Genomic DNA, 14641 nt, shown 5'->3' on the forward strand with positions numbered 1-14641 from the left:
GCTTATGTTCATTACAATATATGATGCAGTAAAAAATGATTCTTCACGTTACGCAGTAGAGGAGTTGACCTATTACCTAGGAAAATTATTTGCAGCCTCTGTGAAGGAAGTTGATACGATGACAGAGGCTACGCTTGTCCTCAATATGCAGGTGGATAACTATGAAAAAGATCATATTTCTATCTATCTCAATAACGGGGTGGGAGAAGTCACTGCAAATTCCAAGGTGGCGCTTTTAATCGCCGTCTATCGCTTAATCAGCGAGTTTGGTGTGGTCTTTTTGAGACCGGGAAGAAAAAACGAGTTTGTCCCCTCCCTTCCTCAAGAAGCTTGGGGATCCAAGAGGTTAGAGATTGATGAAGTGGCCAGCTATAAGCACCGTGGTGTCTGTATCGAAGGGGCAGATTCTTATGAAAATATTGCGGACTTTTTAGACTGGCTGCCAAAAATCAAGATGAATTCTTTCTTCGTACAGTTTGAAAATCCCTATTCATTCCTAAAACGCTGGTATGAGCACGAGTTCAATCCTTACTTGGAGAAAGAGCCTTTTAATTCAGAAATTGCTCAAGAAATGAGTGACCGTCTGGATCAGGAGCTTGAAAAACGGGGTCTCCTTCACCATAGGGTGGGTCATGGTTGGACAGGGGAGGTCCTTGGCTATTCTTCTAAGTATGGTTGGGAGTCGGGCTTGACCCTACCAGAGGTGAAGAAACCATTGGTGGCAGAGTTAAATGGCAAGAGGGAATTGTATGACACAGCGCCTATTTTGACTAGTCTGTGCTTCTCCAATCCAGAAGTGGGCAATAAAATGGTTGATCTCATCGTTGACTACGCCAAAAAACGCCAAGATGTTGATTATCTTCACGTATGGCTCTCTGATGCCCGCAACAATATCTGTGAGTGTCCAGAGTGTCAAAAAGATATTCCGGCAGATCAGTATGTGCGCATCTTAAACCAATTAGACAAAGCCTTAACGGATGAGGGACTTCCTACTAAAATTTGCTTCTTGCTTTACCATGAGTTGTTGTTTGCACCTCAAAAAGAAGTCTTGAACAATCCAGAACGCTTCACGATGATGTTTGCACCGATTACGCGAACCTTTGAAAAGAGTTATGCAGATGTCGATTATGAAAACGGTATTCCAGAGGCGAAAGACTATTGTCGCAATCAGATTGTCTTGCCAAACTCTTTGGAAGAAAATCTTTCTTATCTCTTTAGTTGGCAGCAGATGTTTAAGGGAGATAGCTTTGTCTATGACTACCCACTTGGACGTGCCCACTACGGTGATTTAGGCTACATGAAGATTAGCAAGGTGATCTACCGTGATATTCAATTCTTGGAGCAGTTACACCTCAATGGCTACATTAGCTGTCAAGAATTGCGGGCAGGTTTCCCTCATAACTTCCCTAACTATACAATGGGGCAAATGCTGTGGAATCATCAGTTAGACTATGAGGGCTTAAAAGAGGAGTATTTCAAAGCTATGTACGGCACTGACTGGCAGCTTGTCACCACTTATTTGGAAAAACTTTCGGACTACTCATCTTGTGACTACTTTAATGCTATTGGTTCGCGACAACAAGTGGACCTCTCTAATCGCTACAAGGTGTCGAGTGATTTAGCCTATCAGTTTGTGAATACCTTAGAAGAACATATTACCAAGGAAATCGGCGTCCAAAAACAAGAGTGGCGTCAGCTAGGTTATCATCGCGAATTGGTTGTTAAGCTAGCCCATGCCCTACATCTAATGGCAGGTGGTCGTCACTTAGAAGGACAGATTGTCTGGCGTGATGTGTTGGATTTTATTCGGAATCATGAAATGGATTTCCAACAACATCTAGATGTGTATCGCATTATTGAAGTGGCGAAAAACTACGCTGGTTTCCGCTTATAAGCATCGGTTGGATGGAATGATAGATGTTGCCATAAGACAGCCCCTTTTCACTTGGCTTACTTGGTGAAAGCAAGTGTTTCGGAACGAGGGACTTGAACTCGTGAGTAGGAAGGGGGATGATGTTGATGATAAAAGAGCAGGGATGATAGAGAGGTAGAATGCGTTCCCTGCTCTTTTAGTTGTCAACCGGTACTGAAAATGTGATGAGAACATGCAATTCATTGCAGAAGAGGACAAGGAAAGGAGGTGGAATAGTGCAAGGAAAGAGAGTGGTTCTCTATGGGATGATTGTTCTCTGTCTAGTGGTACTTGGTGTGTTCTATTTTCGCCGTTCGTCTTCCATTCCAGAGGTATTTGCTATTCCCTATCGGACAGCTGTTGAGCAGGAATACCGTTTACAATATGAGGAAGCAGGTTTGCCGATTCCGAGTAAAGATTTTTGAACAACAGAGATAGGAGGTCGCACTCCCCGCGATGTGCTGGAACAAAAGCAAGAGCGTCTTTATCAGGAATTTCAACTGCTACAGACAGAAGCCAAGCGCTTAGATAGTAGGGTAAAGGAAATCCAGTTGGACCAGGCAAGCTGGCAGGAAGTGTCTGAGGTTATGGCCAGTAACCGCCAGTTGATAAAAGATAACTGGGCGACAACCTTATCTGAAGCAGAGCTTCGTGCATACTATCAAAGGAATCTGCATCACTTTTCAGAGCAAGCGCCAATCAGGGGGCGACTTTCCTTTTGGCAAAATGGCATGGAAAGCTGGAGTAGGGAAGTGGATATATCCGCCGAAACAGTACGTATGGTCACAGAACAATATCCTGAGCTGGATACGCTATTGCCAACGATAGGAGTAGGGACGAGCGAAAGTTGGCAAAAAGATGGCGGTATCTATCAGTTTTTATGTATAGAACGGCAAGAGGGGCTACCTCTCCCCTTTCAAGAAGTTGTAGAGGCTGTAGCCAGTCAATTAGTAGAAGAAAAATTAAATGATTGGTTAGATAAAAAAACTAGGCGGATAAACATGATGATATTAAGAAAAAAGCTCCTACCTACTTTTGTGTACTCAGTTTTATCAGCCCTGGGCAGTGCGCTGGTGATGAAAGCAAACCCTGGTCAGGGAAGTTTTATGGCTTTGCAAGTTGCCTTAGCGGCTTGGCTGGGACTGGATGTAGGAACGGTCTACATTGCCTTAAGCGTTGGTTTGTTTTTGGTCTGCTTAGTATTGGACAAGAGGCATGACTATCTCCAATATGTTTACATGTTGCTGGCGATTGTATTATTCGGGTGGTTGACAAACCTCTTTGTCTATCACGTACTAGCCTCCTTTGTGCTACCAAACTATCTTACCCGTTTGATTGTTTTTCTCGTAGGTCTTACGCTAATGGGAGCTACGCTAGGAAAATTATTGGATTATAATATCGTTCGTTTTCCACTCGAAAAAGTCTGCTTACTAGCAGAAGAGCGAACTAGTTGGTCTTTTCGTCGTTATCGGTATGGAATGGATATTCTCTTTGTTTCATCTGCTTTAGGAATTTCACTGTTAGGAACAGGGATTTCAAGCATTCGTGAGGGAACAATCCTAACCATGCTCATCTTACCCGGAATCATTTCAATGGCAAAATCGTCGTAAAAGGTGTTTGTTTGCTTTGTCAATGGTAGCTACGTGTATTTAGTTACTTATAGCCAATGTGTTTTCTTTGGGAAGATAAACAAAACGGACTTTTGTAAGAAAAGTGTGGTATATGAAGGTGATTGGTTATGTCTAGGAAGTTTTGTATAGCGCTCTTTTTAAGCTGTAGAAAGTAGTTTCCTGAAATGTCATGAATTGTGGCTGTCGCAGCCCTAATCAAGAAATTTTAGAAAATACTTTCTGTTTCTATAGATATCATTAAAAATATTTTACAAAGTGATATACTAAATGTAAAGGCTTACATAAAATATAGAAAGGGATTAAAAAGATGAGAGATCCCCTATTAATGGAGGAAGTGCAAACCTATCGCGGACGCGATGAGGTCCCGGCAGATTTTGATGATTTTTGGAATCAGGCCATTGCAGATTTGAAACTTCCTGTGGACTATCGTTTGGTGGAAAAAGAGTTTGGTCTTGACACCGTCGATTGCTACGAAATCCAATTTGGTGGGACAAATGGCGGAAAGATTTACGCTCGTATGGTCTTGCCAAAAGAGGTAGAGAAAGTCCCAGTAATCTTCCATTTCCATGGCTATATGGGTCGCGGTTTGGATTGGCCTGATATGCTGGCTTATACGACGGCTGGCTATGGCATGGTCTCTATGGATGTGCGCGGTCAGTCGGGCTATTCGCTGGACGGAGCTAGAAATGTTCGTGGAAATACGGTTAAAGGTCAGATTATCCGTGGTGTCGTTGATGGTCCAGAACATTTATTTTACAAGGATGTTTATCTCGATATTTATAGTCTCGTAGAATTGGTGGTAGGGTTTGAGCGGGTAGACGGGATGCGTCTCTCAAGTTACGGCGGCTCACAAGGTGGAGCTCTAGCTCTTGTGGCAGCGGCGCTCAATCCACGGATTACAAATACGGTGGCTATCTATCCTTTCCTCTGTGATTTCAGACGGGTCTTAGAGATTGGAAATACTAGCGAGGCTTATGATGAGCTCTTCCGCTACTTCAAATTTCACGATCCTTTCCATGAAACAGAAGAGGAGGTATTTGCGACCTTGGCTTATATTGATGTGAAAAATCTTGCCCACCGTATCAAGGGTTCGGTCAAGATGATTACAGGCCTTGATGACAACGTTTGCTATCCCATCACCCAATTTGCCATGTACAATCGCTTAGAATGTGAAAAAGAGTATCATCTGATGCCGGAATACGCCCACGAAGGCATGTTTGTCTATGCCAACAATAAGGTGTTCAACTGGCTCTGTGGTACACATTTTGAAAGTAAATCACTAGTTACGGAATTTACATAAACGACTTTTCTTGTATGAAATGAGGCGATATAAGCCTTGTTTTTACCAAAGAAAAGAAAGCGCTTTAAAAACCAAAAAGAAAAGGAGGAAGGTATGGCAATTGTATCAAAAGATGAGCTGATAGCGCAGATAAAAGATGGCATTATCGTATCTTGTCAAGCTCTTCCGCAGGAACCGCTTTATACAGAAGCAGGCGGAGTGATGCCTCTTCTTGCAAAAGCAGCAGAAGCAGGCGGAGCAGTTGGGATTCGTGCTAATAGCGTACGAGATATAGAGCAGATCCAGCAAGTGACGGATTTGCCGATTATTGGGATTATCAAGCGAGATTATCCACCGCAAGAGCCTTTTATCACAGCGACCATGAAAGAAGTAGATGAACTGGTGGCTCTGAACATTGCAGTCATCGCTTTAGACTGTACCAAACGGGAGCGGTATGATGGCTTAACTGTTGCAGAGTTTGTCGCGCAAATTAAGGCTAAGTATCCAGACCAGCTCTTAATGGCAGATATTAGTACGTATGAAGAAGGACTAGCTGCGGTAGAAGCAGGTGTGGACTTTGTCGGGACGACTTTATCAGGCTATACAGCTTATAGCCGTCAAGCAGATGGACCAGATCTCGAATTGATTAAGAATTTGTGCGAGGCTGGGGTAGATGTCATTGCAGAAGGGAAGATTTACTATCCAGAAGAAGCGAAAATCATTCACGATTTGGGTGTTCGAGGGATTGTAGTAGGTGGCGCTATTACGCGTCCAAAGGAAATTACCCAGCGCTTTGTCGTTGCGGTAAAAAGATAGAGGGAGGTTCGTTCAATCATAGGAAATGGTGCATGTAGTACTAAAGGATAATATAAAATCAATAGGAAGGAGGAAGTAGACTTGATTATTACAAAAGTTGAGGATTTTAGAAGATATGCGGCCGTTAACCCACATTTTCAAAGTTTGGTTAATTTTTTAGAAAATACCAATCTTCGGGAATGTCCTGAAGGAAAAGTGGATGTAAAAGGCGAGCAAGTATTCGGGAACTGCTTTACTTATATCGCAGACGGAGAGGCTGGAGATTTTTTTGAAACGCATAGGAATTATATAGATGTTCATTTGGTAGTTGAGAATGAAGAAGCAATGGCTGTTACATCAGGAAAAAGTGCTAAAATCACTGAAGCCTATGATGCTGAGAAAGATATAGAATTCTATCAAGGGCAAGTAGAACAGTTGATTCACCTACATGCGGGAGAATGTCTAGTTACATTCCCAGAGGATTTGCATCAACCGAAAGTTCGTTTAAATGACCTATTGGTGAAAAAGATTGTATTTAAAGTAGCTATTAACTAGGTACGAAGAAGAGGTAAGTAATATGAAAAAAATGAAGAAGTTTTTATACGCAATGGGGATTGGTCTTTCAGTCCTAGCTGCAGGATGTTCGTCAGGGCAACAAGAAGAGAAGCAGGAGGTTTCGGGAGAACTATCTGGGGATATTGTGATGTGGCACTCGTTTACACAAGGTCCTCGCTTAGAAAGTATTCAAAAATCTGCGGATGAGTTTATGAAAGAACATCCGAAAGTGAAAATTAAAATTGAGACATTTGCTTGGAATGATTTTTATACAAAGTGGACAACAGGTTTAGCTAATGGCAATGTGCCAGATATCAGCACAGCATTACCGAATCAGGTAATGGAGATGATTAATTCGGATGCGTTGCTCCCTCTTGATGATACGATTGAACAGATTGGTAAAGAGCGTTTCAGCGAAGCAGCTCTGAGCGAAGCGAAAGTAGGCGACAAGCATTATTCGATTCCTCTTTATTCACATGCACAAGTTATGTGGGTACGGACTGATCTATTAAAGGCGCATAATATTGAAGTTCCAAAGACTTGGGATGAATTGTATGAAGCAAGTAAAAAATTAACAGCTGATGGTGTGAGTGGTATCTCTGTACCATTTGGTACCAACGACTTAATGGGAACCCGTTTCTTGAATTTCTATGTTCGTAGTGCTGGCGGAAGCTTGTTGACCAAGGACTTGAAAGCAGATTTGACCAGTGATATAGCTCAAGAAGGTATCAAATATTGGGTGAAAATGTATAAAGAAGTATCACCTAAAGATTCTCTTAACTTTAATGTGTTACAACAAGCAACACTTTTCTACCAAGGAAAAACGGCGTTTGACTTTAATTCGGGCTTCCATGTGGGGGGCGTTCAAGCCAATAGCCCACAATTGTTAGACTCAATTGATGCTTATCCAATGCCAAAAGTAAATGCTTCTGATAAAGATTATGGTATTGAAACGTCCAATATTCCAATGGTTGTATGGAAAAATTCTAAACATCCAGAAGTTGCAAAAGCGTTCTTGGAATACTTATACCAAGATGATCGTTATCTTGAATTCTTGGATTCTACACCAGTTGGTATGTTGCCTTCTGTTACGGGTGTTTCAGACTTACCAGCTTACAAAGACAATGAAACTCGTAAGAAATTTGAACATGCTGAAAGTGTGATCGCTGAAGCTGCTCAAAAAGGAACAGCTATCGGATTTGAAAATGGTCCTAGTGTGCAAGCAGGCTTGATGTTAAATCAACATGTCATTGAACAAATGTTCCAAGATATTGTCACGAATGGTACGGATCCAATGAAGGCGGCAAAAGATGCTGAAAAACAATTGAATGATTTGTTTGAGACAGTTGCTGTTGAAGTAAAATAGTTTCTGAATAATAGGGGCTGCGGTTTGTAGTACCGTAGCCCATCTTTTAATAGGAGGTGAGAGTTTTGGGAAAAGATCGCAATTTGACACGGTGGATATTTGTGTTACCCGCTCTAATTATTGTAGGTTTACTCTTTGTATATCCATTTTTCTCAAGTATTTTTTATAGTTTTACAAATAAAAACTTGATTATGCCGTCGTATAAGTTTGTTGGCTTGGATAATTATAAAGCTGTGTTATCTGACCCCAATTTCTTTAATGCATTTTTTAACTCTATTAAATGGACTGTCTTGTCTTTGACTGGTCAGGTAGTGGTTGGCTTTGTGTTAGCTCTCGCACTTCATAGGGTTCGACGATTTAAAAAAGTATATCGAACATTACTAATTGTTCCGTGGGCCTTTCCTACGATTGTTATCGCTTTTTCGTGGCAGTGGATTTTAAATGGGGTATATGGATATTTACCTAATTTGATTGTGAAATTAGGCTTGATGGATATGGCCCCGGCCTTCCTGACAGATCGGACATGGGCTTTTATCTGCTTGGTATTTATTAACATCTGGTTTGGTGCACCGATGATTATGGTTAATATCTTGTCTGCCTTGCAGACTGTTCCGCAGGAACAGTTTGAGGCGGCAGAGATAGATGGGGCATCAGCTTGGCAAGTATTCAGATATATCACTTTTCCACATATTAAAGTGGTTGTAGGATTGTTGGTTGTGTTAAGAACGGTTTGGATTTTTAACAACTTTGATATTATTTATCTGATTACAGGAGGAGGTCCTTCAAATGCCACAATGACACTTCCAATCTTTGCTTATAATATGGGCTGGGGAACAAAACTACTAGGTAGAGCTTCTGCAGTAACAGTATTATTATTTATTTTCTTATTAACGGTCTGCTTCTTATACTTTGCAGTCATTAGTAAGTGGGAAAAGGAGGGTAGAAAATAATGAAGAAAAAATCACGGTTATATTTGGATATTGCCTCTCATTTGATTTTAATTATTTCAACCATTATCGCTATCTTTCCTTTGGTATGGATCATTGTCTCTTCTATTAAAGGAAAGGGAGAGTTGACGCAGTTTCCAACTCGTTTTCTTCCTCATACTTTCACTTTGGAATATTTTAGGCATGTCATTAGCGATTTGCATTTTATTGATAACATCTGTAATAGTTTGCTGATTGCTCTCTGCTCAACCTTAGTTGCAACGGTCATTTCTTCAATGGCAGCCTACGGTATTGTTCGGTTTTTCCCGAAACTAGGTGCTATCATGTCGAGACTCTTGGTGACGACCTATATATTCCCCCCAATTTTGTTAGCAATTCCATACTCTATTGCAATCTCCAAGGCTGGTTTAAGTAATAGTTTATTTGGTTTGATGATTGTGTATCTGTCCTTCAGTGTGCCGTATGCTGTATGGTTGCTGGTTGGATTTTTCCAGACAGTTCCAATCGGTATCGAAGAAGCGGCACGAATTGATGGTGCCAATAAGTTTGTTACCTTTTATAAAGTGGTATTACCAATCGTTGCCCCGGGGATTGTGGCAACCGCTATTTATACATTTATCAATGCTTGGAATGAATTTCTATATGCTTTGATTCTTTTGAATGATACAAGCAAGATGACAGTTGCGGTAGCACTTCGTTCTTTAAATGGATCTGAAATCTTAGATTGGGGGGATATGATGGCAGCTTCTGTTATCGTGGTATTACCGTCAATTATCTTCTTCTCGATTATTCAAAATAAGATTGCAAGTGGGTTGTCAGAAGGCTCTGTGAAATAAGTATAGTAGGAGTGTAAAAGTTTGAAAGGAATTAAAATGAAAACTAAAAAGATATATACATTGCTTGGAGTAGCTCTTGTTTCAAGTGCTATCTTGGTGAATACGCCGGCTAAAGTGATTGCTATGGAAAGTAGTACGGTACTTGTCCAAGGTGCTAGCCCAGTTTATCAAGTGAATTCAAAAGTGTTAGAGAATAAGGGGGTCGATGTGACATCCGATGTGCTGGACACACTCACTTCAGAAACACAAAGTATTGTTGTAAAATTCAAGTCAGGGAATCCAAATGCTTTACAAGCTTTGTTTGGGATTTCTAATGCCAATGTGGGATATAGGAATAATTATTTTAGCATCTTTATGAGAAATTCTGGTGAAATTGGAGTAGAGATTAGGGATGCTCAAAAAGGAATTAATTACCTTTTTACAAGACCTGCTTCTTTGTGGGGAATTCATAAAGGGGAGGCTGTAGAGAATACGGTTGTGTTTGTTGCAGATGCAGTTAGTAAAACCTACACAATGTATGTGAATGGGACAAGGGTATTTTCAGAACAAGTTGAGCACTTTTTACCAATATCGAAAATAGAAGGACAAAACAAGGTTAGTCTAGGCTCGGTTGTTCGAGAAGGTAAGGATGATTTTGTCATGAGAGGGGAAATCAATCGATTGAGTATTTACAATCAGGCATTGACTGAAGATGATATTAACAACATGTCCTTATCCACTCCTTATAAGTTGATATTCCAATCAGGTGATGCAACTCAGGCAAATTATTTTAGAATTCCTACATTGTATACTTTAGAGAACGGTAGAGTACTGTCTAGTATTGATGCACGGTATGGTGGCACTCATGACTCTAAGAGTAAGATTAATATTGCAACAGCTTTTAGTGATGATAGTGGCGATACTTGGAGCACACCAATCTTTGCGATGAAGTTTAATGATTATGCGGAGCAAATTGTGGACTGGCCAAGAAATACGAACTTGAAAAACAGTCAGATTGGCGGAAGTGCCTCATTCATTGATTCTGCCATTGTGCAGGACAAGTCTACAGGAAAAGTCGTACTACTTGCTGATGTAATGCCTGCTGGAATTGGAAATAATAATGCCAATAAGTCAGATTCCGGATTTAAAGAAATTGATGGCAACTATTATGTAAAACTGAAAAAGAATAACGAATCAAACTACAATTACTCCATCCGAGAAAACAATGTTATCTATGACGATGTAAAGAATAAGCCGACTGCTTATTCAGTGAATGAAAAGTATGAACTCTTGGAAAATGGGCAGCCTTTATCTGTAGAACAATATTCTGTTGCGTTTGAACAGGGACGGCTTTCTGAGTACCATAATGGAAATCAAGTACCTATGAATATTTTTTACAAAGACTCCTTGTTTAAGGTGGCTCCAACAAATTATATTGGTGTAACAACAAGTGAAGATCAGGGTGAAAGTTGGGGTGCGTTTAAATTACTACCTCCGATGTTAGGGACAAATCATAATGCAACCTATCTCAGTCCGGGACAAGGATTATACCTAAGTCATAAAAATCGGATGATTTTTGCGACCTATACTGGTGGAGAACTGACTTATTTGATTTCAGATGATGGTGCAACCTCATGGCATAAGGCTTCTGCTCCGATTCCTTTCAAAAATGCTACTGCAGAAGCTCAAATGGTAGAATTGCGTGAGGGAGTGATTCGAACCTTCTTTAGGACGACAACTGGTAAAGTTGCTTATATGACGAGCTATGATGCAGGCGATACATGGTCTAGCGTAGAATACATTGATGTTGTCGAGCAGACTGGCTATGGAACACAGGTTTCTGTCATCAAATATTCTCAAAAAATAGATGGGAAAGATGCCATCATTTTGAGTACACCGAATTCTAAGAGTGGTCGAAAAGGAGGGGAATTAGTTGTTGGTTTGATTAACCCAGAAGATGATAGTATTGATTGGCACTATCATTATAAAGTTGATTTGCCTACCTATGGCTATGCCTACTCTGCCATAACGGAGTTGCCAAATCACCGTATAGGTTTATTGTTTGAAAAATATGATTCGTGGTCAAGAAATGAGTTGCATGTAACGAATGTTAACCAATTTATTGAGTTAGGAATTGAAGATATACTAAAATAAAAGGAGAATAACATGATTAGATACGGAGTTGTCGGGACAGGATATTTTGGAGCAGAATTAGCTCGTTACTTGCTAAAAAATGATGGGGCAAAAATCACGGTGATTTATGATCCTGAAAATGCAGAGTCTGTTGCAGAAGAGTTAGATGCAAGAGTGGCTGGTTCTTTAGATGAGCTAGTTTCAAGTGATGATGTGGATTGTGTGATTGTCGCAACGCCAAATTATCTGCACAAAGAGCCAGTTATCAAAGCCGCTAAAAATGGAAAACATGTATTCTGTGAAAAACCGATTGCCTTATCTTATGCTGACTGCCGAGAAATGGTGGATACCTGTAAAGAATGTGGCGTGACCTTCATGGCGGGTCATATTATGAACTTCTTTAATGGCGTGCATCATGCGAAGGAGTTAATCAATCAAGGTGTAATTGGAGATGTATTGTTCTGCCATTCTGCTAGAAATGGCTGGGAAGAAGAGCAAGAAACCGTCTCTTGGAAAAAGATTCGCGAGAAATCAGGCGGGCATTTATATCACCACATTCATGAATTGGACTGCGTTCAGTTTATCATGGGAGGTCTACCAGAGACAGTTACAATGATAGGTGGTAATGTTGCCCATAATGGTGAAAATTTTGGTGACGAAGATGATATGATTTTTGTAAATATGGAGTTTCCTAATAAACGATTTGCCCTATTAGAATGGGGTTCAGCTTATCGTTGGGGCGAGCACTATGTTCTCATTCAGGGGACAAAAGGTGCTATTAAGTTAGACATGTATAACTGTCGCGGGACGCTCAAAGTGAATGGAGAGGAAAGTTATTTCTTAGTTCATGAAAGTCAAGAAGAAGATGATGACCGGACCAGAATCTATCACAGTACAGAAATGGACGGAGCAATCGCTTATGGAAAACCTGGGAAACGCACACCAATGTGGCTATCTTCTATTATCAACAAAGAAATGAAGTATCTGCATGAAATTATGGAGGGGGCTCCAGTAAGTGAGGAATTCAAGAAGTTGTTGACTGGAGAAGCTGCTTTAGAGGCGATTGCTTCTGCGGATGCTTGTACTTTATCTATCAATGAAGATCGTAAAGTGAAATTATCAGAAATTATCTGAGTAGATGAAGTATTCTAAATAGTGAAAATAAAGGAATGTTTATGAAAAACTTAGAAAAATACCATGGAATTATCCCCGCATTTTATGCGTGTTATGATGAAAATGGTGAGATTAGCCGTGAAGGTGTTCGTAGCTTGACGGAGCACTTCATTGCAAAAGGTGTGCAAGGTTTGTATATCAACGGCTCTTCTGGCGAGTGTATCTACCAAAGTGTAGCAGACCGTAAGGTGATCTTGGAAGAAGTCATGGCAGTGGCGAAGGGCAAACTAACCATTATTGCCCACGTTGCCTGCAACAATACGAAGGACGGTATCGAATTAGCACGTCACGCAGAAAGCCTTGGAGTTGATGCAATTGCGGCGATTCCACCGATTTACTTCCGCTTGCCGGAATACGCAGTTGCTCAATATTGGAATGATATGAGTGCAGCAGCTCCAAATACGGATTTTATAATTTACAATATTCCGCAGCTGGCAGGAGTAGCCCTAACTACTAGTCTTTATAGAGAGATGCTCAAAAATAAGCGTGTTATCGGGGTAAAAAATTCCTCGATGCCGGTACAGGATATTCAAACTTTTGCCAGCCTTGGGGGTGATGACCATGTGGTCTTCAATGGCCCTGATGAACAATTCCTTGGCGGACGTCTAATGGGGGCTGCAGGTGGTATCGGCGGTACCTATGGTGCCATGCCAGAACTCTTCCTCAAGCTCAATCAATTGATTGCGGATAAGGACTTGGAGACGGCTAAAGAACTCCAGTTTGCTATTAACGCGATTATTGGGTGCTTGACCGCTGCGCATGGCAATATGTACGCTGTGATTAAGGAAGTCTTGCGGATCAACGAGGGCTTGAACTTGGGTAGCGTGCGTGCGCCTCTGACTCCAGTCTGTGCAGAAGACAAGGAAGTGGTCGAAGCAGCAGCACGCTTGATTCGTGAAACCAAGGAACGGTTCTTATAAGAAAAAAGAGCGGGAATTGGTTTCCTGTGAGAAGAAGAGGTGGCCCATGAAAACATATGTTGCCATTGATATTGGTGGTACCAGTATCAAATACGGTTTGATTGCTGAAAACGATCAGCTGATTGAACGTCATGAAATGCCGACAGAGGCTCATAAGGGTGGACCAGCGATTTTGGAAAAGGTGGCGGAGATTGTATCTGGCTATCTTGAAACAGTCAGTTTGTCTGGGATTTGCGTTTCCTCAGCAGGGATGGTCAATCCTGATAAGGGAGAGATTTTTTATGCAGGTCCGCAAATTCCAAACTATGCTGGTACTCAGTTTAAAAAGGACTTGGAAGCCCGATTTGGTGTTCCTTGTGAAATCGAAAATGATGTTAACTGTGCGGGGCTGGCAGAAGTCATCTCAGGCAGGGGCAAGGGAGCAAAGGTGGCGGTTTGCTTGACCGTGGGAACAGGTATCGGGGGCTGTCTCTTGATTGACTCCCAAGTCTTTCATGGCTTTAGCCATTCGGCATGCGAAGTTGGCTACCTTCATTTGCCAGACGGAGCGTTTCAAGATTTGGCTTCGACGACTGCTTTGGTTCGCTACGTTGCAGAAGCACATGGGGACGATGTGGCAGACTGGAACGGACGGCGGATTTTCCAAGAAATGGAAAAGGGCAATCTGCTCTGTAAGCAAGGTGTGGATCGCATGGTGCATTATCTTGCAAAAGGGATCGCCAATATCTGCTATGTAGCCAATCCAGAAGTTGTGATTTTAGGCGGTGGAATCATGGGACAAGAAGCGATTTTGAAGCCGAAAATTCAAGAGGCTTTGACAGCTAATATCGTACCAAGCATCGCAGAAAAGACCAAACTTGTCTTTGCCCAACACCAGAATACAGCTGGTATGTTTGGCGCTTACTATCATTTCAAGCAGAGACAGGGAACGCGTCCATGATGAGACAGCTAACACTCTTCGAAAATCCAAAGCAAACGTTGTTGGCTTGATTTGATGAACTTCAGTTCTATCTGTATCAGCGTCGCCTAGTCTGCTTTTGATTTTCATTGAGTATACTACTTTAATTTATAATCAGTATGTATGAATAAGTAGTGACATATAAAATAAGACGCGA

13 protein-coding genes are annotated in these 14641 nt (G+C 41.3%); all 13 read left to right on the forward strand.

Annotated elements, in window-relative coordinates; translation table 11 throughout:
* Positions 1 to 4 precede the first annotated feature (4 nt).
* Positions 5 to 1894, forward strand: coding sequence for a DUF4838 domain-containing protein (locus tag E4T82_RS08570; protein WP_135182421.1), 1890 nt, complete (start codon positions 5 to 7; stop codon positions 1892 to 1894).
* A 254-nt stretch (positions 1895 to 2148) separates the two neighbouring features.
* Positions 2149 to 2337: a hypothetical protein gene (locus E4T82_RS08575; protein ID WP_135182422.1), complete on the forward strand. Its 189-nt coding sequence runs from the start codon at positions 2149 to 2151 to the stop codon at positions 2335 to 2337.
* A 33-nt stretch (positions 2338 to 2370) separates the two neighbouring features.
* Positions 2371 to 3522: a YczE/YyaS/YitT family protein gene (locus E4T82_RS08580; protein WP_135182423.1), complete on the forward strand. Its 1152-nt coding sequence runs from the start codon at positions 2371 to 2373 to the stop codon at positions 3520 to 3522.
* Between the two features lie 328 nt (positions 3523 to 3850).
* A complete protein-coding gene (locus E4T82_RS08585; protein WP_135182424.1) occupies positions 3851 to 4843 on the forward strand; it encodes an acetylxylan esterase in 993 nt (330 codons plus the stop codon).
* Between the two features lie 93 nt (positions 4844 to 4936).
* Positions 4937 to 5638 carry an N-acetylmannosamine-6-phosphate 2-epimerase gene (locus tag E4T82_RS08590; RefSeq protein WP_135182425.1) on the forward strand — a complete coding sequence of 234 codons (702 nt, stop codon included), beginning with the start codon at positions 4937 to 4939 and terminating at the stop codon, positions 5636 to 5638.
* Positions 5639 to 5719: 81 nt separating this feature from the next.
* A complete protein-coding gene (locus E4T82_RS08595) occupies positions 5720 to 6172 on the forward strand; it encodes a YhcH/YjgK/YiaL family protein (protein ID WP_135182426.1) in 453 nt (150 codons plus the stop codon).
* Between the two features lie 22 nt (positions 6173 to 6194).
* The gene (locus E4T82_RS08600) at positions 6195 to 7538 is read left to right on the forward strand and encodes an ABC transporter substrate-binding protein (protein WP_135182427.1); all 1344 of its coding nucleotides are present in this window, start codon (positions 6195 to 6197) and stop codon (positions 7536 to 7538) included.
* A gap of 65 nt (positions 7539 to 7603) precedes the next feature.
* On the forward strand, positions 7604 to 8488 hold the full coding sequence (locus E4T82_RS08605) for a carbohydrate ABC transporter permease (protein ID WP_135182428.1): 885 nt from the start codon (positions 7604 to 7606) through the stop codon (positions 8486 to 8488).
* Entirely contained in the window at positions 8488 to 9321 is an 834-nt protein-coding gene (locus E4T82_RS08610) for a carbohydrate ABC transporter permease (RefSeq protein WP_135182429.1), read from the forward strand. Before E4T82_RS08605 ends, E4T82_RS08610 begins: the two co-directional genes overlap by 1 nt.
* A 123-nt stretch (positions 9322 to 9444) precedes the next feature.
* Positions 9445 to 11454 carry a sialidase domain-containing protein gene (locus E4T82_RS08615; protein WP_416222661.1) on the forward strand — a complete coding sequence of 670 codons (2010 nt, stop codon included), beginning with the start codon at positions 9445 to 9447 and terminating at the stop codon, positions 11452 to 11454.
* 12 nt (positions 11455 to 11466) lie between these two features.
* Positions 11467 to 12567 (forward strand): Gfo/Idh/MocA family protein, encoded by a 1101-nt coding sequence (locus tag E4T82_RS08620; protein WP_135182430.1) that lies wholly within the window; start codon positions 11467 to 11469, stop codon positions 12565 to 12567.
* A gap of 41 nt (positions 12568 to 12608) precedes the next feature.
* The gene (locus E4T82_RS08625) at positions 12609 to 13526 is read left to right on the forward strand and encodes a dihydrodipicolinate synthase family protein (protein WP_135182431.1); all 918 of its coding nucleotides are present in this window, start codon (positions 12609 to 12611) and stop codon (positions 13524 to 13526) included.
* Between the two features lie 46 nt (positions 13527 to 13572).
* Positions 13573 to 14466 carry an ROK family protein gene (locus tag E4T82_RS08630; protein WP_135182432.1) on the forward strand — a complete coding sequence of 298 codons (894 nt, stop codon included), beginning with the start codon at positions 13573 to 13575 and terminating at the stop codon, positions 14464 to 14466.
* Positions 14467 to 14641 lie beyond the last annotated feature (175 nt).

The organism is Streptococcus cuniculi (genome assembly GCF_004570575.1).
Lineage (GTDB): Bacteria > Bacillota > Bacilli > Lactobacillales > Streptococcaceae > Streptococcus > Streptococcus cuniculi_A.